Origin of the sequence: Paenibacillus sp. FSL H8-0048 (assembly GCF_038002825.1) — a bacterium.
Classification (GTDB): Bacteria; Bacillota; Bacilli; order Paenibacillales; family Paenibacillaceae; genus Paenibacillus_AQ.
In genome coordinates this window covers 1,223,314-1,246,662 of the sequence record NZ_JBBODF010000001.1, presented here as the reverse complement: position 1 = coordinate 1,246,662, position 23,349 = coordinate 1,223,314, and the positions used below count along the sequence as shown (strand labels likewise).

Here is a 23,349-nt window from a genome sequence, read left to right as displayed (position 1 = left end):
CAGAGTGTATATCTATCATATAAAAAGAGGCTGTATCCCGGAGTTCGGGATACGGCCTCTTTCAGTTGTAACGCCGGTTGAGGGCGGCTTGCCCGGTTATTCTGACGAGCTGCCTGGCTCCAGTACCGGCGTCCGCCGGTGCTTCGTGGCCTGCTCGTAACTATAAGCAATCCCTAGCAGCATAGCTTCACTATGGGCTGAGGCACAGAAGGTGATGCCCTGCGGTCCCTTGGTAAGATAACCGCCTGGTGCAACAATACCCGAGCAGGTGTAGCCGGCAGGAATTGTAATCAGCGGATAACCCGCTCTGGCCGCTACTTCACATCCGTGATCTCCAGGGAACAGAAGCGCATCCAGAGCGTAATGCTCCAGGGCATAATCGATTCCCTGACTACCGGCCAGTGAACGGGAAGATTGCAGCTGCTCCAAATATTCCTGCTCTGTAATATCATCCCCCGAGGTGTTCAGCCATTCCAGTGTACCCTGGCCGTATTTGAGTGCCTGTTCGCAATGCTGCTGATTGAAATCTATCAGCCCCTGCAGTGAATGCACAGGAGCAGATTCCGGCAGGCTTCCCAGATAGCTGTTCAATCCACGCTTGAATTCATATTGTAGAATCGTAGCCTTCCATTCAGCATCCTGACAGGGAAGCACCACGGGGTCAACGATCTCTGCCCCCAGCTCTCTCAAGGCCGCTATGGCAGATTCCATCATCTTAAGAGCTTCACTATCCAGATCTTTATAATAGAATCGCGGAATTCCGATCCGCTTGCCTGCCAGTGCATGAAGCTCCAGACCTGCCGAATAATCCAGTACAGCTGAGGAAAAAGAGCCGGCGCTCCCGGCCAATACATTAAGCAGGAGTGCAGCGTCCTTGACCGTTCTGGCCATCGGACCGGCGCTGTCCTGGCTCCCGATTCCCGGTATAATGCCCTTGTTGTTGACCAGACCCCAGGTAGGCTTAAGGCCGACCAGGGAGTTATGGGCCGCCGGGCTGATGATGGAGCCGGAGGTCTCCGTGCCTACGGCGATGGTGACAAGGTTAGCGGCAACTGCCGCCGCGCTTCCCGAACTCGAGCCGCCAATGAACAGCTCGCCCGGGCCGTAAGGACTCAGTACAAGTCCGCCCCGCGAGCTGTAACCAGCCCACATCGCCGGCGACATGAGGTTGGCCCATTCGGTCATATTGGCTTTGCCGAGAATCACTGCCCCGGCTGTTCTTAGCCGGGTGATAAGCTCAGCATCTTCTGCTGCTATGCACTCTGCAAGCGCCAAGGCTCCTGCACTGGTGTGCAGCTTATCAGCTGTGCCGATGTTATCTTTGACCAGGACCGGAATACCGTGCAGCGGTCCCCGGCTGCCCTGATCTCTTCGTTCCTGATCGAGCTTCGCGGCAATCGCAAGAGCCTCTGGATTCACCTCCAGTACGGAGCGGAGCAGACCGTCCAACCGGTTGATCCGTTCCAAATACCAGCCTACCAGCACTTCGGAGGTTAAGCTTCCTTGTGCCATTTGCTCCTGAATACTAGTGATGTCTGCTTCTATTAACCAATCAAGCTCATTTGGAGCAGAGGAGATACGGGTGGAATCGTTATTATTCATAAGGATACTATACCTCTATTCATTGATTACTGTCTTATTTAGGGTCTCGTTTACCGCTGCCTGATGCCGCTCCGGCCAGGTGATTCCATTGCGGGTTCTGCTAAGCTCTTCATAGATGAGCGGACGGTCACGCTTAATCAGCCGCAGCACCAGATGGATGAAGAAGGCCAAATCTGCCAATAGGATGACCATTTTCACTACAGCAGCCAGGGCTTTACCGATGTAGACGAAGAAGGAGGAGTCAGGCCCCAGGGAATTCATTCCGCCTAAGACGCCATAGAGTAATCCATATCGTGCCCATACCCTCCAGGGTCTGGCCGGGCCGCCGTCCTCACTCCTTAGCCGGATACGCACAACCCATTTGCCGAAGGTTCGTCCGCCTGTGAACAGAGGAATGCTCAGGAAATACACCATACTAACTGCCCACCACGAAATACGCAGCGAGAGCAAATTAAGGAGGATGGTTACCGCGAGCAGCAGGATCGAATCCAGCAGGAATGCAAGGGCGCGGCGGGTGTAGGTCACTTTTTTGGCGGAAAGGTCCTCTTGGCTGTCAAGCTTTTCAATCCTCGGCAGCAGGCCGGAGATCCATAGGGAGAGCTTGAAGCCGATCATGCCGCCCAGTGTGTTCGTAATCATGTCATCGACATCGAAGATCCGGTAGGGATGATCGAAGAACCCGTAAATGCCGGTAATCTGCGTAATCTCGAACAACAGCGACAGCGCAAAGGACAGGATAATGCATACTACCCAGCGCGTGCGGAAGTAGTAGCCAAGGAACATACCAAAGGGTACGGTCAGCAGAACATTGAAGGCCGCCAGCAGAAAATCCGCTCCGCTCAGCACATTAAGGTAGCTGGAAGGGTCGCTGCGCGTAATGGGCGTATTGTGCAGAATATCCTGAATGAACTGCAGCGGTACAAGCTGGATCATACTCCCGGAGGGGGCTGCATTGTGCCTGGAATCAGGCAAGGGAAGCAGAACCAGGAAGAACGCGTTAAGCAGGTACAGCAGCAACAGATACAGCACCAAGGCCCTGATTTTATTGATATAGCCGTGCCGGCGGTACTGCACAATTAGGAACGGTAACGTGAAGAATAGCGCCGCAACCGGAAAGGCCATGAATGCATAGGAAATGGGGAATAGATAAGTCTGGAACATGGGTTCACCTGCTGTCAGTTTTTTGAAATACAAGAAGTTATATGTTGCACGCGATAACTTATCCTTCTATTTCGCGCTGAAACGGTATCGTCCTTTAGTAGGACGGTGTAGCCGTTTCCACTTGTCACACAACGACTCCATTATAGAATTAAACATAAACCGTCTCAACAGAATTAATCATTCTAACTGTTCTTTCCTGCATAGACATGTTAGGAGAGGAGCGTGAGCACTGTATGGAAAAGAAGGTTCAACAGTATTACAAGCTCAAGGCGAAGCAGAAGGAGCTGGAAAAGGAGCTGGCCGGACTCCGGCAGGAGATCCTTGCCCACATTAATGAAGCGGGGCAGACAGAAGCGGTGTTCGGCAGCTACAAGGTCAAGCTGGTTACGCAGAACCGCAAGGAGTATGATGATGACAAGCTCTATCAGACCTTATCCGACCCCGAGCTGTGGAGGCTGCTCTCCCGGGCAGACCCGGCCAAGGTAGCCAGCCTGACGAAGCTGAAAGTGATTGCGGAAGAGAAAATCGCCCATACGTACGATGTGAAGACCATTCACCTGCTGCAGGTGGATAAGCAATAGCGGAAGCGCTGCCGGAAGCGGAGGAGTTACGATATGCTCAGCTTCCGGTTGTACATAGATACGTGCCATCTCCCCGGTCTTCCGCTATAATTATACAGAGACAGTGAAGATATGGAGGAAGAGATGAAATGAAGGATTTTGAACAGATGCTGGAGAAATACGCAGAGCTGGTAGTGAAGGTCGGTGTGAATGTGCAGGCGGGACAAGTTCTGATGGTTCACGCGCCGCTGGAGACGGCGGAGCTTACCCGGCTGATTGTAGGCAAGGCCTATGAAGCCGGAGCGAAATACGTGCTTGTAGACTGGGACGATGAAGCGGTCACACGCATCCGTTACGAGAAGGCTCCTGAGGAATCATTCGGGTATTATCCGCAGTGGCATGCCGATATGCTGGAGGGATTCGCTGAAGAAGGCGGAGCTATATTACATATAAAGGTGCCAGACCCGGAATTATTCCGCGGGATCGATTCGGCCAAGGTCTCCACTGCCGTTAAGGCAGCTGCAGTTGCGCGCAAGAAGTACCAGGTCTACACCCGTAACAGCAGAATCAGCTGGTCGCTGATCAAGGCGCCGACACGTGCCTGGGCGGACAAGGTGTTCGCAGATCTGCCGGAGGACGAGCGGATCGATGCGATGTGGCAAGCGGTGTTCCAGATGAACCGGGTGAACAGCGAAGATCCGGTGGCCGCCTGGCGCAGTCATATCGGCGAGCTGAAGCAGAGTCAGGACCGTATGAATGCCAAGCGCTACAAAAGCCTGCATTACCGTGCTCCCGGCACGGATCTGCGTGTCGAGCTGCCGGAAGGCCATTTATGGCGTGGCGGCGGCGGGGAGAACGAGCGTGGCGTCTATTTTGTAGCGAATATGCCTACCGAAGAGATCTACACGATGCCTCGCCGCACCGGCGTGAACGGCACCGTCAAGAGTACGCTTCCGCTGAACCTGAACGGGCGGCTCGTCGACGGAATTACCGTTACTTTCACAGACGGCAAGGTTACTGCCTATGATGCTGAATCCGGCCGTGAGCACCTGACCTCCCTGCTGGAGACGGATGAAGGCGCCTCTTACCTCGGAGAAGTGGCCTTGGTGCCGCATGATTCGCCGATCTCCCGGCTGAACAGAGTGTTCTACAATACCGGAATTGACGAGAATGCTTCCTGTCATTTCGCGCTGGGCAGTGCCTATCCGGTGAATATTGAAGGGGGAACCTCCATGACCAGCGAGGAACTGCTATCTAGAGGGGCCAACGTCAGCCTCACACATGTCGATTTCATGGTAGGCTCCGATGCGCTAGATATTGACGGAGAACTGGCTGACGGCACGATTGAGCCGGTGTTCCGCAAGGGGAATTGGGTGCTCTAGGTGTATCCTATCTGGAAGTGAAATAATCTCCAGAACAAAATCATCCTAACCGGATGAATAAGACTACCTTTGCGCGAGCATAACGTATGATGTTTTTAGCATACAAATGAGACTGTGTGCCTGCATGATAGCACAATGTATGCTGTTTTTAGCATACAATTAGGCCGTGTGCCTGCTTGTGAGCAAATGTATGCTGTTTTTGACATACATTCAGTCCATATGCCTGCTTGCGAGCCCATGTATACTGTTTTTCACATACAATTAGACGTGCGCCTGCTTGCAAGCACAACGTATGCTGTTTTTGACATACATTTGGTCCAGCACCCTCTCCACAGCAGCAGGAAACTATAGTTTCATATATAACAAGAAAGGCCGCAACATTCCCAGCAGCGGGGATTGCGGTTTTTCTGTCGTTCATGAGGATTATAAAATAATTACCGCAGACTAAAACTGTTTGCATAACCTCTCCGTCTAATTCATGTAAAAGGGATGGAGAGGAGAGGGAGAGATGACGATGTCCGGGGCAGAGATGAAGCAGGTAACTGCCGCTGTACCGCTTGAGGAGACGGACTTTGTCAAAGCGGTGATGGAGCATAGCGACCAGCTATACCATATTGCTTACAGTTATCTGGGCAACCGCAATGACGCACTGGAAGCGCTCCAGGAGACCACCTGCCGGGCCTGGATGAAGCGGCGGACCCTGAAGGACCCCAGCGCGTTCAAAACCTGGCTGATCCGAATATTAATCTATGTCTGCATCGACGAGCAGCGCAGAAGAAAGAAGGCAGTCCCTACAGCGGCAGAGAATATGCAGGAGCCGGTCATTCAGAATAGTACGGATTCCATGGAAATGCAGTGGGCGCTCTCGCAGGTAAAGGTGAAATACCGCCATGTGCTGCTGCTCAAATATTATAATGATCTGACCCTGGCCGAGATCGCAGTCCTGCTGGGCAAGCCGGAGGGAACCGTCAAAACCTGGCAGCACAAGGGCCTGAAGCAGCTTAGGGAAATTATGAAGAACCGGGGTGAATGGAATGAACAATAGCAGAGAAGAACAGGCGATGTTGTCCGATGCGCTTCGTATCCGTGAAGAGGTACGGGTGGACTGCGGGGGCAATGAGGTCAGAGCGGCAGTTCAAGCAGGGATCGAGCGCGGACGCCGTAAAAGCTGGCAGGGCAGACTAACCAAAGGCTCCTTCATCGGATTCGCCGCAGCCGCGATTGCTGCAGTGATTCTGTTCTTCATCCCGGTCATTCATAATGCAGCACCCCGTGCTGCCGGACCTGCCGGAGAAGTGAATTGGGGCGGGCTGGAGATGTTCAAGCGGCTCTATGAATTCGATTTAGAGGCACCTACACTGGATTCAGCGATCCGGCACGGCTACATTCAGGAGATTAATCAGAGCGCAGCCAGCGGGGATTACCGGATTACCTTGAATGCGGTAACGGCGGATGAGAACAAAATCATCTTTTTGTATACAGCAAATGTTGCGGAAGGGCAGGAGATCTATGGTATTAGCAGTGCGAGAATCAAAAATTTGGCAACCGGATACGATTTGAACAGCGGCGGTCAGATTGGCGCTAATGCTAAGACAAACGGGTACGACGATTATCGCATTTTCTATGGTCGGGGTGTTATCTATCTGGACCGCAGCAAGCCGTTCCCGGAGCAGGTGGAAGCCAATTTTCTGATTGCCTCGATGAATGAAGGGAAAATGAAAGATCTGGGGAAGAGCAAGGGTGTGAATTTAGCTGATGTGCATTATTCCCCGAGACTCAGGATCAGCTTCAAGCTGGACCCGAAATTCAAACAGCAGCAGACGGTCATTGTCAAGCCGCAGGAGGACTTCATGCTGGAGGGCATTCAAGTGACGCTGGAGCAGGTGGAGCTCTCCCCCTTGATGACCCGCACTATATTCAAAATTAAAAACGAGTCTGAGGTTACATGGCAGAACCGGCAAAAGATATTTGGCGCGGCATACGGGGAGAAAATTCAATCGATAACGAAGTATGGGACCACCGAGATAGGAATGTCATCAGGATCAGGCACTTATGAGGGCTTTGAATGGTACTCTGGCAGCAATCTGCTCGATAAACCTGAAACGATGAATATGATTATGAAGACAGGGACGGGCAAGAATACCAGGGAGATTAACTTGCGCATTCTGCCGTGAACTTTATCTATTCGCATCTCTAAAAAAAGCCGAAACTTCCGATATCGGAAATTCCGGCTTTTTCTCTCTGTATATTACTTCGCGGAGACAAGTGCTAAGTAGCTAACCGGGCCAGTGGACAGCTTGGTTTTGGTTTTGCCGTCATTGCTGTACCGGTACAGGCAGTCGTTATCCAGACCATTGATGTAATACAAGCCTGGAATATTGTCTGTAATTACAGAGTAATCGGATTCGACGCCGCTCAATTTGGTCAAGGAAAAATCGGCATTCAGCAAGTAAGCATCGGCTGCGGTGAACAATACGGTGGTAAGTGCCGAGCCGTTTCTAACCGTTCGGATATCTTTAATATTCGACAGCGGCAGCGACTTGGAGGAGATGATTTTGCCGTTAGCCAGCGTGCTGATGTAGGCTTTGCCTTTGGAATCTGCATAGACCAGCTTATTCGCGGCAATCTCGCTGATGCTGATCACGCTGTTCTGGCTGAGCTGCAGGATCTTTCCGTTCTTATCCATCAGGAAGCCTTTGCCGGTGTTATAGTCCAGCTCCTCGCCGGTGGCGTCTACTTTAATGCCTTTGTTGAACAGAAAATAATGGTCGGACCAGCTGCCGGCAGTGGCGGCATTGGATTCCAGCGGATTTTTGAGATTGGCTGCTTTGGGAACTCCACCGATAAGAGGGAGGGTGTAGAGCACCATGGATTTCAGCGAATACTCGGTTTCAGCAGGTTCGTTGTCAACCATAAGGTTCATGTTTGTGGCATAGGGGTGGTAAAATTTGCTTTTCTGAATAGCTCCGCTTGCTATCCACTGAATGACTCCACTCCCGTCGCGGGACCTCGAAGCCACCCAGGTAGTGTTGTTCTTCAGCGCATTATAGTAGATCCGCCCGCCCGAGACCTTGAAGGTCCGGAAATTCACATCAGCGTTGTCAGCTATAAGGGTAAGCCGTGAATCATCGTCAGCATCGGCTAAGGTACGGTAGATGTGTCCTGTATCATCCAGGAAGTACAGATACGGACCCTCGATCAGGTAAAAGAGGATGTTTCGGTCCCCGAGGAAGCTCGTAATTAAAGCCTCGGGATCGCTCAGGGACAGCCGCTGAATCCCCATACCGTCATCATAGTAAAAATACAGATATTTGCCGGTTGAGTCTAATCCGTTGCCGTCATAGTTCTCTACGATCTTCTGTGTCTCACTTCCATCTGAGGTCACACGGTATAGAACATCGTCAGAGACATAGTACACATATGATTTTGCAGAAGCGGCCGCTGCTGCTGTATGTGACAATCCGCCGCCCCCGAGAGTACCGAGTGATGCCAGTAGCAGTACAAGCAGAAGGATACCTGTTTTTCTGAACAAAGCCTTCATAGTCATTCTCCCCTTCAGGAAATGTGGATGTGTTGTGTATCAATGCGATAAGCAATAGATCAGGATGGCTTGCTGAAGATAGATCAGGCTTTTCTTGAACCCGAATCCGGCAAAATAAGGCGAAGCAATAACCTCTTCACTGACCTCCTCATTGCGGAAGAAGGGAGGACAGGGGTTCAGCAGCGCCCCGGGTCTGGTCTGCTTCATCCGGTCCAGTGTAATCTGGTAGGCGCTGATATACTCCGGGGTCAGGAAATCCTTGGGCAATGAATCGGTAAGAATTACATCGCTTTCCGGTAACACGCTATCCAGGCTCGTATGAAAGGTATAGCCTGGATGATTGCCGCTGGCCAGCTCATGACCTGGCATGCATACATGATGGAAGGAGAGATTCAGGGCTTGCGCTGCCTCAAGCCAAGTTCTTGATATATTACCGGGCGGTCCAACGAAGGTGTAGGTCAGCTCCCGGTAGTTGTCCCGGAGGCTGCGCAGAGCATACAGGTCAGCCAGAATCTCGCAAGGGTGATTATGTGCGGTCATCGCATTAATAACGGGAACAGAGGCGCAGGCGGACAGCTCCTCCAGTTTGCAGAGGTCAGGTGTTCTGGCGATGATGCCATCCCCCCAGTTCTCCAGGTAGCGGACGATATCTCCGGGCGCTTCTTTCTTCTCGAGCGTCTCCGGCGGAAAGGTAATGCAGGCCCCACCCAGGTCACGGATGCCTTTCTCGAAGCTGACCCTGGTCCGCAGACTGGTCTCCGGGAAGAAGAGGATCATCGTTTTACCTTCGAGCAGCGGTTCTGATTGCCGGAGACGAAGCCGGTCGGTTAATTCAAAGATATCCAGAATCTGCTCTGAAGTAAGCTGGTTAATATTCAAAAAATGCATCGGTGTATCCCCCGGTAGATGAGAAGTCAGCAATAAATGCCGGTTGAATAAATATACAATAATCAGGAATAGTATACAACCCATTTTATGTTAATATATTTAGGGGGTTTCATTAATATTTAACCCTGAAATAGTCATCCGGAACATTCTACCGGCAGTTGAATTATAGGGGATGCAGTCATTCAACCAGCAATTGATAGGCTTGTCTATGCTGAAATGCTATGCTGTTTTTGGCAGTGCGCACTGTACATTTTATAATCTCGGAGGGATATCATGCTCGACTTACGTAGAATTGGGGCTTATATATCGCGGCTTCGCAAAGACCGGGACTGGACCCAGCTGGAGCTTGCCGATCAACTGAATGTAAGTCATCAGGCGGTATCGAAATGGGAGCGGGGCGACTCGCTGCCGGACATCGGAACACTTCCGCAGGTTGCGGGGGTATTCGGCCTGACCGTCGACGACATTTTGAATGCAGGAGATAACGCAGACCATCGGGAGCACCCGCACATAGGACGGATCGTAGAGGAGATTGCAGAGAACAGGCCGGGCCAGGTTGCAGAGCTGGTCAATGCCGGTAAGCTGGAGATGGAAGAGCTTGTAGAAGTAGCGCCTTTTGTAAAAGCAAGTGCCCTTAATAAGGTGACAGAGGCCATAGACAGCAGCGTCCTTACGTTAGATGTAATTATGCGGCTGGCCCCTTTTCTGGGAACAGATCTATTAGATGAACTGGTTCGTCAAGCTGAAAAGAAAGAAATGGCTTGGAATGTTATTGCCGGCCTTGCCCCGTTCGTCAGCAGCAGCACCTTAAGCGAGCTGGTTGATCAAGCAGCGGACGGTTCCAGAGAGGTGAACAATCTTGTGGGCATCGCCCCGTTTCTGGAACGGGAACAGCTGGACCGATTGGTGCAACAAGCCAGAGGGGACAGCCCCAGCTGGCACTCCATTCAAGGACTGGCTCCCTTTATTAGCAGGGAAACGTTGGGCCTTCTAGTTGACCGCGTGGCAGACGGTAATGTCGATGGAAACCGGCTCATAGGTCTTGCTCCTTTTCTGGACAGGGGAAAGCTTGAGAAGTTGCTTGGTGAAGTGGAAGCTGAACAGCTTAGCCCGGATCTGCTGGCAAGCCTCGCTCCATATATCGATCAAGGGACTTTGAGCAGAATGGTGACAGGCTTACTTAATAAAGGGAAGTAGAGCGCAAAAGGAAAATAGACACACAAAAAACAGAGCACCGGCGAATTCTCCGCCATGCTCTGTTTTTCGTTAAATATGGGCAGCGTTGCTGCTACAGCCCGAGCGTGTTGCCCTTTTCCAGCCGCTGAATCTGCTGTTCGCCGTTATCTGCCAGCTCCCGGAACTGGGTAATGGTCTCACGCATCTTGGGGAGCGCCTCCTGCTTGTAGGTGCTGATCGAATCCAGTGCTGAGAGGACGTCGGTGAAGGCCTGCTTCAGCGTATCGACCGAAATGCTGGTTTCGAGCGATTGCTTGTGAATGGCAGCACCCTGCTCCTTAAGCATTCTGGAGGTGCCGCTGATCAGATTGTCGGTGGTCTGGTTCAGCAGCTCGATTTTTTGGAGAACGATCTTCTGGTTGTACAAGGCACTGGCCACTGTAACCGAAATTTTGAGCGCAGATACCGTAACATTCCTGGCTCTGTCGACTCCACGGATCAGTTCCTTGTTGTTGCGGATGACAACCTCGATGGCCATAATGCCTTGCTGATTGACCACGAGCATCTGCTGCAGATCCATCACCCGCTGGCGCAGCGGGAACAGGACTTCCTCCGTAATGAACCGCACCTTATCTTCATCTTCACTGCGCTGCTTGGCAGCTTCAATCTGCTTCTCGATTTCTTCATCCATCAGGATGCCGAGCTGAATCTCCTTCTTAAGCCGCTTGGTCAGCTCCCGCAGGGTCTGCTGTTCAATCTCCAGTGTCGTATTGTCATTCTTCAGCACGGCTTTGCCTTTATCCAGGGATAGAATAATATCGGAGATAACGGCATCGGCCTTTTGATATTTGGCGAAATAATTACGCAGGGGGTGGAAAAACTTGCCGAGGAACCCGCTTTTGGCGAAATCAACCGCACTGGGGTCCAGATCCTTAAGCTGCTGATGAAGCTCGGTTAATCCCTTGGCGACCTGGCCGCCTTCATCCCCGGTCTTGGACAGATTGCCCACCGATACCTGAAGCAGGGAGTTCTTCTCCGACGAGGAGCGCATGGTGCCCATCCCGAAGCTGTCAATGGACTGCAGCACGGCCTTGCGTTTCTCCAGAGACTCGAAGTCCAGCTCCAGTATACTGGATACATTATTTAGAGCCTGCTCCTTAAGCTGGGTGACTTCCTCCGGCTCCGGCTGGACCTGCTCCTCAATGACAGATTTCAGCTTCTCGGGGCTGGGGATTTCCATGGTGAATGACATATGAACCCTCCTTCAGAATATAAAGTCTACATTTGCACGTTGAGCAGGTTACCGATTTTGTATACTACATCCTCTGTGTCAGCGTTGATATTGGCCGCCTCGTTGATGCTGGAGATGCTCTCCAGTGCCTTGATATTGGCGTTATACCCGATGGTGTATACCGGAATCTTGTAGGTCTCGATCAGGCCCCGGATATCATCCAGGGAATGGCCTTCGTTGGTCTCCCCGTCGCTCAGCACGAAGATCAGAGGCTTCATATCCGGGTTCACCGCCAGCTCATCCTTCAGCATCTTCATCGCAACCACCAACCCGTCGAAGGTAGCCGTGCCGCCCACAGGCTGAAGGCTGTTAATCGCCCCTACGAACATGGATTGCTGATTGGTGTCATATTTGCCGATGGGCAGATTGATGGTCACATCACTGGAATAGGAGACAAAGCCGATGCTGTTGTCCTTGCCGAGGAATTTCTGGCCCTTCAGCAGGGACTCCTTGAGACGGTTCAGCGGCTCGCCGGCCATGCTGCCTGAGACATCGGCTACGAACACTGCCGCAATCGGCTTGCTGCTGTTCTTTTTCTCCTTCCAGAGCTTCTGGGCCGAGGTGAGAATGGAGCCGTCAACCGGTGCCAGCTCGGAGACATAGTCGGTCAGGCCGTTGAAGCCCTTGTCGGCAGCCGTCTTCTGGTACTTCTCCTGCTGGACGAATTCGCCGAACTTCTTAATGATCGCCAGCTTCTCCGGCGGCAGCTGCCCGAGTGCATAGAGCGGGCTGTCATGTCTTACCCCGAACGGGGTGAATACATAGCCGCTGGTCAGGTCCTTCGCATTGACAAAGGTCTGATACTCAAGCACGAAGGCATCCAGCATGCCGGATTTGGCGGCTTCCCGCATTTGCAGGGTGGTGGAGGCGATGAAGGGCACGTTGGCCTGGAACTTCTCGAAGCCTTGCACCGCCTTGGCTCCCAGCAGATCTGTACTATCGAAGGTGCTCAGCGCGGTGACCAGGAAATTTAGCCCCGTTGAGCTGGCAAAAGGATCGGTGTACCCCATCGCCAGCTCATTAGCCGCAATGGCATCGGTAATCGTCTTGACATTGATCGAACCGTATTTGTCGACCAGCTGGTCGTATTTCTGCTTGCTCATTACGACTCCGGCGACGTTGCCGGTCAGACGCTTCGTAACCAGCTCGGCCTGCACGCCGCTGGCCTTAACCATCTCGCCCCATAGCTCATTAGAGGGAGTGAAGGCATCAGGCACATATTTGCCGGAACGGATATAATCTGCGGCTGTGCCGGAAGCGATGTTGCGGATTTTGACGGAGGCCGGCTTGCCGTCTATTGTAAGACCGGCAGCGTTGAAGTCTGTTGCAACCTCATTCAGCCAGCCGTCGTTGCCTGTTCCGGACTTCTCCGTGGAGGAGAAAATCTCGACGTAGCTATCGGTTGTGCTCTCTACGGAGATGGGGAACTTGGAGATATCGGGCAACGAATCGCCGACGGATGCCGGATCAAGATCGATCTGCCCTTTTACAGGCTCAGCACTGGTCACGTTGATATCCTTATAGAGGCGGTTCAGTCTTTTGTCGGCGTCTTCGGCAGAGATTTCTGTCTTGGATTTGCCCAGATTGGACGTTAAGGTGATTCCGAAATAGACAAGTGCGAAGACGGATGCGGCGATAATGCCGAGTATGAACAGTGTTTTGCCTTTCCTCATAGGTTCATCTCCCTTTCCTTACTGATAGAGTTTCGTCTGCCCGATCAGGGCGGTCAATTCCTGCATGCATGGCATGTCTTCCACATTGCTATAATCTGCGCTGCCCAGCTCGGTAATCTCCAGCAGGAGCTGATCCAGCTTAAGCAGAATTTCCTCGTTGGCCCCGAGGCAGCCTTTGACATAGGATAGATATTCGTTGTATAACGCGGTTTTCTTCTGAATCAGGGAGCTGGAGAACCGGCTTGATGCGTTACCGGCACTGAATCTGGCGAACTCCGAGGCATCGAACACACTGAGCTTGCCCAGCAGCCCGCGGATATTCAGATAAAAGAGCTTTTCAACCTCCATAATGACAGAATGAAACTTGCGGAAGCTGAGCTCAGCCGGATCGAACCTGCGGCCCAGCACCTGGAGCAGTGCGGTCTTCTTCTTCTCAATCCGCTCCATCTGATCCAGGGCAAGGGAGATATCATCCTTCAGCACCTTCACATTCCGGTGACGGCCAAGGCCGGCAATGTAATCCTCACGCGTCTCTAATTGCACGCTGGCGGGCCTGGCAGCCGGGGGGTTGAAGAGCAAGGTGTAACTTCCGTATAAGACGACCAGCAGACTGATGATTAGCAGGGTTACTGCCGATGCCGTTTCCAGCGGGCTTCCGCCGATCTCGACACCGAGCAGGCCGGGAGAGAGAACGATGACATTTAGAATTACAACTCCGGCAATCATGCCGAGGAGCTTAACGGGCCCGGATCTGTTCAGGATCTACACCTCCTCCGTAGTAGTATATTTGGGGATAGCAGCTTGAATCACATGAAATGGGTTGGAATGAAGGCTATTACAGACTGCTACGTATCGAAACTTGTCAATGTTTCAAATTTTTACGATCGCGCCGGATTGAGGACGGGTCTTCACCATATGTAGGACTCCTTTCAGATGGGCTGCTGAATTGAGTTATATTTTATCATAATTTGGGAGAGTAGGGTCTATGTTTGTTATTGTTAATTACTAATAAATGGAACATAATAGGAAGGTTAAAAGAATCTATGAGAATAAAGTATCTTACAAGGGGGATAAGCCGTTGTTTTTTCGTAAATCATCAGTTCTGCTCCTCGTATCACTGCTGATAGTATCCTTAGGTCTGCCAGCCGGAAGTGGGGCTGCTGCTGGGGTGGTAAGAGCGGTAAGTGTGTCCGGCGGCTCTGCGCATGGAATAGCGGCCTGGAGTGACGGGACCGTCACCGGCTGGGGAGACAATAAGTTCGGTCAAGTCGGGGACGGTACAAGTATTAATCAGTACATTCCGAGACAGGTAGAAGGTCTAAGCGGAATCGTGCAGGTGGCGGCAGCGGGAAGCGTATCCTTTGCGCTCAGTAAGGATGGAGAGGTATGGGGGTGGGGCCGGGACTACAGCAGCTATATTCAGAATGACCCCAAATTGCGGGATCAAAAACGGGGAGGTCCAGTGAAGCTGGAGGGTCTGCAGGAGGTATCCTCTATCGCCACAAATGGTAACCTTGGTATCGCTGTGAGAAAAGACGGAACGGCCACCCTGTGGTACCCGTCCTACGATCAGCCTGGCGTGCTGCCGGCACAGATTCACTATTTAGCACTCAAGGCAGTCTCCGGAGTCAGATCCGCCCTAATTAACGGTAACGATGCGTTGTTTCTTACTAAAGAGGGCAGTGTGAAGCAAATGAGTGTTGTTAATACCGTGTATAACCGTATCCGCTTGGAGAGTGATCCAGTCAGTGTAGCTACGCTAGCTTCATCCTCAATAACCGGTATGGCAGCTACAAATGGTGAACTGTTCCTGCTGCGCAGTGACGGCCAAGTCTTGCGTTGGAACAAGGGGCTCAAAGCACCTTCTGCCGTTGCTGGCCTTAATAATGTCTACAAGCTGGATACCGGCTTCTACCGGCTGTTTGCCTTGAAGAGGAATGGAACGCTCTGGCAATGGAACTATAATTCTGGAGCACTGGCGAAGCCGTATCAGATCAAAAAAGGAAATCAAATCAGCAATATTTGGGGAAGCAGCGGAACCTTTGGCTTTGCCCAGCACAAGGATGGGACGCTTCTGGGCTGGGGCGACAGCTTCGACACGGGGCTTGCGACCGGGAGGGGGACAGTGACCAAGGATCAAGCGGGATATATCCTGGCACCGGTCCAGCCGCCGCTGATGTTCTTCGTCAACGGTGAGCCGTTCTCCTTCTATGGCACAGCTTCCATTAAGGACGGCAAGCTGTATGTACCGCAGAACAGTGTGTTCAAGGCACTTGGCGTGAAGGTAAGCATGAGCACATCCAACCCTGATCCGAAATTATATTATAAACAAATGTCGGTCTGGTCTTTCGTATACGGAAGTAACACTGTCCAGGTCAAATTCAGCGATCCGCTCGAATTATATATCAATGGCAAGAAATCAGACCGCGAATTTACAATGAACAATCTGCCGGATTCGGCACAATTCCCGCTGGAGACCATATGTAATCTTCTCGGAATTGGCTTACAGTGGAATAAAAGTACGGGTGAAGTCAGGCTGGAGAATTGATTAAAAAGAATTAAGACTTGACGCCAGCTCACTTGGCGTGTAACATATGAACAGTCGTCAATCAGGCAATCATTCATAACTCTATATTGTTCTCGTATAACCTCGCAGCCATTCAGATGTTACAGGGCGAGGGTTTCTACAGGAAGCCTACTCTTCCTAACTACGATGATAAGGACCATGAACCAGCGGTCCCTATCCCGGAGTTAGGATTTTTTGCGTCTCTGCGGTCCTTGACCTTGACGAGATGATTCAGATCAGAAGATTCAGGAGGCATAACAGACATGAAAGATATGAAATATTTAATCTCCGTACTTGTAGGCGCTATGAGCTACGGCATTTTATCAACAATTGTTGTATTGGCCTACGGGCAGGGTTACAAGCTGGGAGAGGTAGTCGGCACCCAGCTCTTAACCGGCTGTATTCTCGCCTGGCTGCTTGCGTTATATACCAAGCTTAGAGCGAACCGCAAACAGCGCAGCACAACGAACGTTACAGCAACTGCCAAGGCGGCCCCCGCAAGGCTGACCTGGAAGCATAGACTGCTCTTGATGATGGCCGGTGCGCCAACCGTGGTTACGGGCCTGCTCTACTACCAGTCGCTCCGGTATATTCCGGCTTCGCTGGCGATTATCCTGCTGTTCCAGTTCACCTGGATCAGTGTGCTCATTCAGGCCGTAAGCAAACGTCAACGCCCTGACAAAATCACGGTGCTGACGCTGATCCTGCTGTTCGGCGGAACCCTGCTTGCCGCAGGTATTCTGAATCAGGGAGCTGCCGAGTTTAACCTGCTGGGGCTGATGCTCGGATTATTATCGGCAGTAAGCTATTCGATGTTCATTATCTTCAGCGGCAAAGCCGTTCCATCGGCCCATCCGGCCTACCGGAGCGCCTGGATGGTCACTGGCGGCCTGGTGCTGTTGTGTATCCTGTTCCCGCCGACCTTCCTGTTTAACGGTATGCTATGGGGACCGCTGCTGCTGTTCGGCTTCCTGCTCGGCTTGTTCGGCGCCTTCATTCCGCCGCTGCTGTTCGCCATCGGAGTTCCGCATATCGGCGGCGGGATGGCCGGTATTCTGGGTGCCGTCGAACTGCCCGTTGCCGTCTTAATGTCCTCGTTCGTATTGCAGGAGCATGTAAGTCTTCTACAATGGATTGGGGTGGTGCTGGTGCTGCTGGGTGTGGTATTGCCGGAGCTGTATAAGCTGCGGTGGGGAAGTGGAAATGCCCAGGCCGTGAGTTCGTCATCGGTCTAAGGTAAGTGCAGATAGAAGAGGAGTGTTCCCTGTGAATAGGGGACATTCCTTTTTTTGACATAACCATACATTTGTAAGCGCAAACATTTTTGTTGCCAAAACTGAAATTCGGTGCTATTCTGAATTTGGGATTGTTACTGCAAAGGCAAAACCCAAAACATGGTCACGTGTTTTGGGTTTTGCCTTTCTTTATGTTAAGGGCCCTGCGGGACGCCGTAAGGAATCCTTGACCCGTCTAACATCCTGTAAGCATTGCCAAATGAAATTCGGGGTAAAGGAGGGCAGCTGGGTTGATTATCGAGAAGATTTTCAATAACAATGCCATTATTGCCAAGGATTCAGGTAAGGATGAATTGGTTGTTATGGGACGCGGCATCGGCTTCAAGAAGAGTCCGGGTGATCCGGTGGATGTCTCTCTGATCGAGAAGACATTTGTCCTGAAGCGAAATGACGCGTCCGAGAAATTCAAGGCCTTAATGGCGGATGCCCCCGCCGAATATGTGGCCTTAAGCTATGACATTATCGAGTATGCCAAGCAGACGCTGAAGGCCCGGCTGAGCGATTATATCTATGTGACCTTGACGGATCATTTGACTCATGCGCTAAGGCTACATGAGCAGGGCATCCGCAACGACAATCCGCTTCTTTGGGAGATTCAGCGCTGTTACCCGAGGGAGTACGCTATCGGGCATCATGCCATGGGAATGATTGAGCAGGTTACCCGTATCCGCCTGCCGGAGGATGAGGCCGGGAACATTGCACTCCATCTGATCAATGCACAAATGAACAGCTCGGGTAACAAGATTGCGGATCTTACCAGGCAGACTCAGCAGATTGATGACATCCTCAATATTGTTAAGTATTCCTATAACAACGAAATTGATGAGAGTACCGTCAGCTATGAGCGGTTCATCACCCATCTGCGGTATTTCTTCCAGCGTTCGCGTAAGCAGGAGTCTGAGGAGTCTGTGGACGATTTTCTGCTCAAGCAGGTGAAGATGAAATACAGGAAAGCCCATCATTGTGTACTCAAAATTGAGAAGTATCTGGACCAGAAGCTCCGGGATGAAGAAATCCTGTATCTGACAATTCACATTCAGCGGGTAACACAAAGACAAACTGAATAAAACCACTTGGATTGTTACTGGTCATGCAGGCGAAACCAAATCAGGCAGGAACCTGCCGGGATGGTTTCGCCTTTTGCTTATCATTCATCAGGAAACGGGAGGACTTACTATGAAATATGAGGCACTAGCCAAGGATATTATCAAGCATGTCGGCGGCAAGGAGAATATCAACGGACTTAGCCATTGCGTGACCCGTCTGCGCTTCAAGCTGAAGAATGAGGCGGTGGCGAATACAGATGTACTAAAAAATATGGACGGCATTGTAACGGTGATTCAGAGCGGCGGCCAGTACCAGGTCGTGATCGGCAATCATGTATCTGAGGTCTATGCGCAGGTGATGACCGCGGGCGGTTTACAGGAAGGCGGATCAGAGGCAGCCTCCGGTGAGCGCATGGGTCTGTTCAACAGCTTCATCGACATGATCTCCGGCGTATTCTCGCCGACTCTTGGCGTACTGGCCGCAACCGGGATGATCAAGGGCTTCACCGCCCTGTTCCTGACCGTAGGACTTCTCACCAAAGAGTCGGGGACCTACCAGATTCTGAATGCGCTCGGGGATTGCCTGTTCTACTTCTTCCCGATCTTCCTGGGGTATACCTCGGCCAAGAAATTCGGAGCCAACATCTTTATCGGGATGGCAATAGGCGCTACGCTGGTGTACCCGTCCTTTGGCACCATCACGGCGGCGGGCGAACCGTTGTACACGCTTTTTAGCGGAACGATCTTTGAATCGCCTGTGTACATTACCTTCCTGGGGATTCCGGTCATCCTGATGTCCTATACCTCCAGCGTCATTCCGATCATCATCTCGACTTATATTGGCTCCAAGCTGGAAGCCTTCTTCCGAAAAGTGACGCCGAGCGTGGTACGTACCTTCCTCGTCCCGTTCTTTACCCTGCTGGTCACCGTCCCGCTGGCGCTGATTGCCATCGGTCCGGTCTCCACCTGGGCGGGACAGCTGCTGGGGCAGGGAACCCTGTTCCTCTACAATCTCAGTCCGGTTATTGAAGGGCTGCTGGTAGGCGCGTTCTGGCAGGTCTTCGTCATCTTCGGGCTGCACTGGGGTCTGGTGCCGATTGCTCTCAATAACATGGCTGTACTGAAATCTGATCCGATTCTGGCGGCTTCCTTCGGCGCTTCGTTTGCCCAGACCGGTGCTGTGCTGGCGATTATGCTGCGGACCAAGAACGCCAAGCTGAAGTCATTGTCGATTCCGGCCATTATCTCCGGTATCTTCGGAGTTACGGAGCCTGCCATTTACGGAATTACACTGCCGCGCAAGAAGCCGTTCATCTTAAGCTGTGTTGCGGCGGCGGTCGGCGGCGGTATCGTCGGTCTAATGGGCACCAAAGGTTATATTCTCGGCGGTCTGGGAATCTTCGGTATCCCAAGCTACATCAGTCCTGACGGGATGGATAAAGGCTTCTACGGCGCGATTGCCGCCATTGTGATCAGCTTCATTCTCGGGTTCATTCTTGTCTTCTTCTCCGGGTTCAAGGATGAAGAAGCGGCGGACAGCAAAAGCGGGGGGACTGCCCGGAGCGTTCTGGTGAAGCAGGAGACGGTGGGAAGTCCGCTGAAGGGTCAGATCAGAGCCTTGTCGGAGCTGACCGACGAAGCCTTCTCTACAGGCGCAATGGGCAAAGGCATAGCGATTGAACCGCTGGAAGGCAAGGTGTACTCTCCGGTTGACGGGGTACTGACTACCTTGTTTGCCTCCGGCCATGCAATCGGCATTACCAGTGATAACGGGGTCGATATTCTGATTCATGTCGGCAAGGACACGGTCAAATTGAAGGGCAAACATTTCACCCCCCGGGCCAAGCAAGGCGATACCGTCACCAAAGGCCAACTGCTCATGGAGTTCGATGTTGCCGCAATCAGAGAGGCGGGCTATACGCTGACCACGCCTGTGATCATCTCCAATTCCGGTGAGTATCTGGATGTCATTGAGACGGATAAGAAGAGTGTCGATTACCGGGAGAATCTGCTGACCGTCATGATCTAACAGGTATCCTAATCCAATCCCAGGAGGAATTAATTATGAATAACAACGTGAATGCGAAGGTGAGCAACAGAAGTTTTCCGGAAAATTTTCTGTGGGGCGGCGCAACGGCTGCGAATCAGCTTGAAGGCGGATTCGATGCGGGAGGCAAGGGGTTAAGCACGGCGGATGTCATGACCGCCGGAACGCATACGGTCTCCCGGAGAATTACTCCGGTGCTGGAAGCCGGAGCTAATTATCCGAGCCATGAGGCCGTTGATTTCTATCACCGGTATGAGGAGGATATCGCGCTGTTCGCCGAGATGGGCTTCAAGGTGTTCCGCATGTCCATCGCCTGGTCACGGATATTCCCGAACGGGGATGATGCCGTGCCAAGCGAAGAAGGGCTGCAGTTCTATGACCGGGTGTTTGCCGAGCTGGCCAAGCACGGGATCGAACCGCTGGTGACGATCTCCCATTATGAAGCGCCTTACCATCTGGCCGAAGCGTACAACGGATGGGCGGACCGCAGAACAATTGATTTCTATGTCCGTTACTGCGAGGTGATTTTTAACCGGTATAAGCATAAAGTGAAGTATTGGCTGACCTTCAATGAGATCAACATCCTTACGATGCCTTTCGGGACCTTCATGGCCGGGGCGATGAAGCCTGAGGGAAATGCCGAGCTGAGTGCATCCGCGCAAACTGAGAATGAGCAGCTAAGATACCAGGCACTCCATCATCAGTTCATCGCCAGTGCCAGAGCCGTGAAGCTGGGACATGAGATTCATAAGGATTTTCAGATCGGCTGTATGATTGCCTATATGTGCTCTTACCCACTGACCTGTAATCCCGAGGATGTGCTGCTGGCCCAGCAGAAGGATAATCTGAGTAATTTCCTCTGCTCCGATGTTCAGGTAAGAGGCGCTTATCCGGGCTTCGCGCTGCGATACTTCCGGGAGAAGCAGATTGAGCTGCAGATGGAGGAGGGTGACGGGCAGATTCTTAAGGAAGGCTGTGTAGACTTCTACACCTTCAGCTACTATTCATCCACCTGCGTAAGCGCAGCTCCGGATCAGGAGTCGATTGGCGGCAATATGTCGCTGGGTCTGAAGAACCCTTATCTGAAGGCAAGCGCATGGGAATGGCAGATTGACCCGCAAGGCCTGCGGTGGTCACTGAATAATATCTACAACCGGTATGGCCTGCCGATGATGGTGGTGGAGAACGGCCTTGGCGCAGTAGATACCGTAGAAGCAGACGGGTCAATCAAGGACGATTACCGGATCGAATATCTGCGGGAACATATCCGGGCGATGGGGGAGGCGCTGGCTGACGGCGTGAATTTAATCGGATACACCTCCTGGGGCTGCATCGATCTGGTCAGTGCAGGTACCGGAGAGATGAAGAAGCGTTACGGCTTCATCTATGTGGATAAGGATAACGAGGGCAAGGGGACGCTGGACCGGTCTCGCAAAGACAGCTTTTTCTGGTATCAAAGGGTAATCGCCAGTAACGGAGCTGAGCTGGAGTAATCCGCGACTGCCGGAAGCTCACGTTTTACAAATATTTGTCTGCTGTTTCAGTCCGCCATCCCTACGGTATATGATTATTAACAAACATTAAAGGGGATTTCCTATGGTCATAAAAGGGATCGAGAACATGGACGGCGGCAATATTATGAGCCAGATTCAGCAAGGCGGCAAATTCGTGATCTATACGTATTGCTTCTCCGTTGTCCTGATGACGTTCAGACGCAGCTCGGGTATCTATTTCATCAAGGCGGGCGAGGGCTCCGTCAAACAAGGCTTGAAGTACACCCTGCTGACTTTCTTTGTAGGCTGGTGGGGGATTCCTTGGGGACCGATCTATTCCATCGGGGCGTTCATTACTAACTTCAAGGGTGGCAAGGACATTACCGATGAAGTGTTAGCCGCTCTGTCGAATCAGAACGCTTCATAAACAGAAATACACATACGAGAAGCTGTCCCGCATGCCGTGAAATAGGGCTGGTTGGGACAGCTTCTTGTGTTAATCATTTTTGCTGCTGCATACTGCGATATAATTGAGATCCTTGCCTGTGGTGTTGAAAAAGGTATACATTTTTTTGAACTGCGCGCGGTTTTCCTTTTTGAGGGCATTCTTGAAAATACGCAGCGTACCGGCGACCCCTTCATCCCGGATCATCCCCGTAATGCTCATCAGCGACATCGATCCGGTTGCATGCTCAACCAGCTTGAAGCCGGTCGTGTTGAACAGGCCTTCCCAGTCTGCTACAGGCAGCGGTTCTACGTTCACATGAATGGTCTTCCGCAGCTCGGCCAGCTCCTCCGCCATATTCTCCTTTGCAAAAGTGATGTCATGCGTAAGCAGCACACCGCCCGGCTTGAGGACACGGAAGTATTCAGCTACCGCTTTTTGCTTCGCCGCCTGGTTCAGCATCGTCAGCATGGCTTCATTAATGACGACATCGAAGCTGTTATCCTCAAAAGGGAGCTTCATCGCATTCGCTTGTCTGACATTAATATATCTCTCCAGCTTCGCGTCTCTGATGTTCTGCTCCGCCTTCGCAAGCGCCCTGGGGTCCATGTCGATTCCGGTAATCTGGCAATGGTACTCCCGCGCAAGCTGGATAGAGGTAGTGCACATGTTACAGGCTACCTCCAGTACCCGGCTGTCCTTACTCAGCTTCGCTTGCCGGATTAACCAGTTCGTAGCAGCGACACCGCCGGGACGCAGCCGTTTTTTACCAAGCTTGGCAAGGAAATTATGACCGACTTCCTTTTTCAACATGTCTCAACCCTTTCTTCTCAGGCTTCACAACGATTAACAGCATTTGGAAGGCTTCTATTGCATATAACGCGTGGGGAATATTGGCAGGCAAAATAAGAGTCTCCCCAGCGCGCACTATATAGGGCTTATCGTCAATGGTAATCCGCGCTTCACCTGACAGAATATTGACCATGGCGTCGCCGGGAGAGGAGTGCCCGCCAATCGATGAACCTGTATCTACTGAGATCAGAGTCATGGCAAGGTTCTGCCGCTGGACCAGGGTCAGGCTGGACACTTGCTCCTGCTCAACGGTAATGATTTTGCGCAGATCCATAACCTCCGCATGCGGGAGTCTTTTAATAAATTGCTCTTGTTCTTGTTCCATACGATT

Annotated in this window: 20 protein-coding genes; 11 read left to right on the top strand and 9 right to left on the bottom strand. The window is 51.9% G+C overall.

From position 1 onward, the window contains the following. Positions 1-96 precede the first annotated feature (96 nt). Positions 97-1,602, bottom strand: a complete 1,506-nt coding sequence (locus NSU18_RS05445) for an amidase family protein (protein ID WP_341148446.1) — start codon at positions 1,600-1,602, stop codon at positions 97-99. Positions 1,603-1,617: 15 nt separating this feature from the next. Then, entirely contained in the window at positions 1,618-2,796 is a 1,179-nt protein-coding gene (locus tag NSU18_RS05440) for a VanZ family protein (protein WP_341148445.1), read from the bottom strand. A 200-nt stretch (positions 2,797-2,996) separates the two neighbouring features. On the opposite strand from NSU18_RS05440, the gene NSU18_RS05435 reads away from it, so the two are divergent. The 4 genes from NSU18_RS05435 to NSU18_RS05420 all read left to right on the top strand — a co-directional run bounded on the left by NSU18_RS05435 (position 2,997) and on the right by NSU18_RS05420 (position 6,879). Continuing rightward, positions 2,997-3,344 (top strand): hypothetical protein, encoded by a 348-nt coding sequence (locus NSU18_RS05435; RefSeq protein WP_341021385.1) that lies wholly within the window; start codon positions 2,997-2,999, stop codon positions 3,342-3,344. 128 nt (positions 3,345-3,472) lie between these two features. Further along, a complete protein-coding gene (locus NSU18_RS05430; RefSeq protein WP_341021386.1) occupies positions 3,473-4,705 on the top strand; it encodes an aminopeptidase in 1,233 nt (410 codons plus the stop codon). Between the two features lie 508 nt (positions 4,706-5,213). Then, positions 5,214-5,750 (top strand): sigma-70 family RNA polymerase sigma factor, encoded by a 537-nt coding sequence (locus NSU18_RS05425; protein WP_341148444.1) that lies wholly within the window; start codon positions 5,214-5,216, stop codon positions 5,748-5,750. Continuing rightward, a complete protein-coding gene (locus NSU18_RS05420) occupies positions 5,740-6,879 on the top strand; it encodes a DUF4179 domain-containing protein (protein WP_341148443.1) in 1,140 nt (379 codons plus the stop codon). Before NSU18_RS05425 ends, NSU18_RS05420 begins: the two co-directional genes overlap by 11 nt. A 74-nt stretch (positions 6,880-6,953) precedes the next feature. On the opposite strand, the gene NSU18_RS05415 is transcribed toward NSU18_RS05420, so the two are convergent. Both NSU18_RS05415 and NSU18_RS05410 read right to left on the bottom strand, forming a co-directional pair. Further along, the gene (locus NSU18_RS05415) at positions 6,954-8,237 is read right to left on the bottom strand and encodes a DUF5050 domain-containing protein (protein WP_341148442.1); all 1,284 of its coding nucleotides are present in this window, start codon (positions 8,235-8,237) and stop codon (positions 6,954-6,956) included. Positions 8,238-8,285: 48 nt separating this feature from the next. Further along, positions 8,286-9,134: an ornithine carbamoyltransferase gene (locus NSU18_RS05410; RefSeq protein ID WP_341148441.1), complete on the bottom strand. Its 849-nt coding sequence runs from the start codon at positions 9,132-9,134 to the stop codon at positions 8,286-8,288. Positions 9,135-9,407: 273 nt separating this feature from the next. Between NSU18_RS05410 and NSU18_RS05405 the strand changes: the two genes are divergently transcribed. Further along, the gene (locus NSU18_RS05405; protein ID WP_341148440.1) at positions 9,408-10,331 is read left to right on the top strand and encodes a helix-turn-helix domain-containing protein; all 924 of its coding nucleotides are present in this window, start codon (positions 9,408-9,410) and stop codon (positions 10,329-10,331) included. A 91-nt stretch (positions 10,332-10,422) separates the two neighbouring features. Here NSU18_RS05405 and NSU18_RS05400 read toward each other — a convergent pair whose 3' ends face one another. The 3 genes from NSU18_RS05400 to NSU18_RS05390 are packed head-to-tail and all read right to left on the bottom strand — an operon-like array spanning position 10,423 to position 14,000. Continuing rightward, positions 10,423-11,562, bottom strand: a complete 1,140-nt coding sequence (locus tag NSU18_RS05400) for a toxic anion resistance protein (RefSeq protein ID WP_341148439.1) — start codon at positions 11,560-11,562, stop codon at positions 10,423-10,425. Positions 11,563-11,588: 26 nt separating this feature from the next. Beyond that, on the bottom strand, positions 11,589-13,274 hold the full coding sequence (locus NSU18_RS05395; protein WP_341148438.1) for a vWA domain-containing protein: 1,686 nt from the start codon (positions 13,272-13,274) through the stop codon (positions 11,589-11,591). Positions 13,275-13,292: 18 nt separating this feature from the next. Then, positions 13,293-14,000, bottom strand: coding sequence for a hypothetical protein (locus NSU18_RS05390; RefSeq protein ID WP_341148437.1), 708 nt, complete (start codon positions 13,998-14,000; stop codon positions 13,293-13,295). Positions 14,001-14,352: 352 nt separating this feature from the next. On the opposite strand from NSU18_RS05390, the gene NSU18_RS05385 reads away from it, so the two are divergent. From NSU18_RS05385 to NSU18_RS05360, 6 genes are all read left to right on the top strand, one after another. Continuing rightward, complete coding sequence (locus tag NSU18_RS05385) at positions 14,353-15,822, top strand: stalk domain-containing protein (RefSeq protein WP_341148436.1); 1,470 nt, start codon at positions 14,353-14,355, stop codon at positions 15,820-15,822. A 290-nt stretch (positions 15,823-16,112) separates the two neighbouring features. Next, positions 16,113-17,075 (top strand): DMT family transporter, encoded by a 963-nt coding sequence (locus NSU18_RS05380; protein ID WP_341023291.1) that lies wholly within the window; start codon positions 16,113-16,115, stop codon positions 17,073-17,075. Positions 17,076-17,365: 290 nt separating this feature from the next. After that, positions 17,366-18,202 (top strand): BglG family transcription antiterminator LicT, encoded by an 837-nt coding sequence (gene licT, locus NSU18_RS05375; RefSeq protein ID WP_341148435.1) that lies wholly within the window; start codon positions 17,366-17,368, stop codon positions 18,200-18,202. A 109-nt stretch (positions 18,203-18,311) separates the two neighbouring features. Next, positions 18,312-20,210: a beta-glucoside-specific PTS transporter subunit IIABC gene (locus NSU18_RS05370; RefSeq protein WP_341148434.1), complete on the top strand. Its 1,899-nt coding sequence runs from the start codon at positions 18,312-18,314 to the stop codon at positions 20,208-20,210. Between the two features lie 35 nt (positions 20,211-20,245). Beyond that, the gene (locus tag NSU18_RS05365) at positions 20,246-21,721 is read left to right on the top strand and encodes a 6-phospho-beta-glucosidase (RefSeq protein WP_341148433.1); all 1,476 of its coding nucleotides are present in this window, start codon (positions 20,246-20,248) and stop codon (positions 21,719-21,721) included. Between the two features lie 103 nt (positions 21,722-21,824). Further along, positions 21,825-22,148 carry a hypothetical protein gene (locus NSU18_RS05360; protein ID WP_341021406.1) on the top strand — a complete coding sequence of 108 codons (324 nt, stop codon included), beginning with the start codon at positions 21,825-21,827 and terminating at the stop codon, positions 22,146-22,148. 69 nt (positions 22,149-22,217) lie between these two features. Here the strand turns inward: NSU18_RS05360 and NSU18_RS05355 are convergent, their stop codons facing one another. Continuing rightward, the gene (locus NSU18_RS05355) at positions 22,218-22,976 is read right to left on the bottom strand and encodes a class I SAM-dependent methyltransferase (RefSeq protein ID WP_445321847.1); all 759 of its coding nucleotides are present in this window, start codon (positions 22,974-22,976) and stop codon (positions 22,218-22,220) included. Further along, positions 22,954-23,343, bottom strand: coding sequence for a cupin domain-containing protein (locus NSU18_RS05350; protein WP_341021410.1), 390 nt, complete (start codon positions 23,341-23,343; stop codon positions 22,954-22,956). The genes NSU18_RS05355 and NSU18_RS05350 overlap by 23 nt, the downstream gene beginning before the upstream one ends. Between the last annotated feature and the right edge of the window lie 6 nt (positions 23,344-23,349).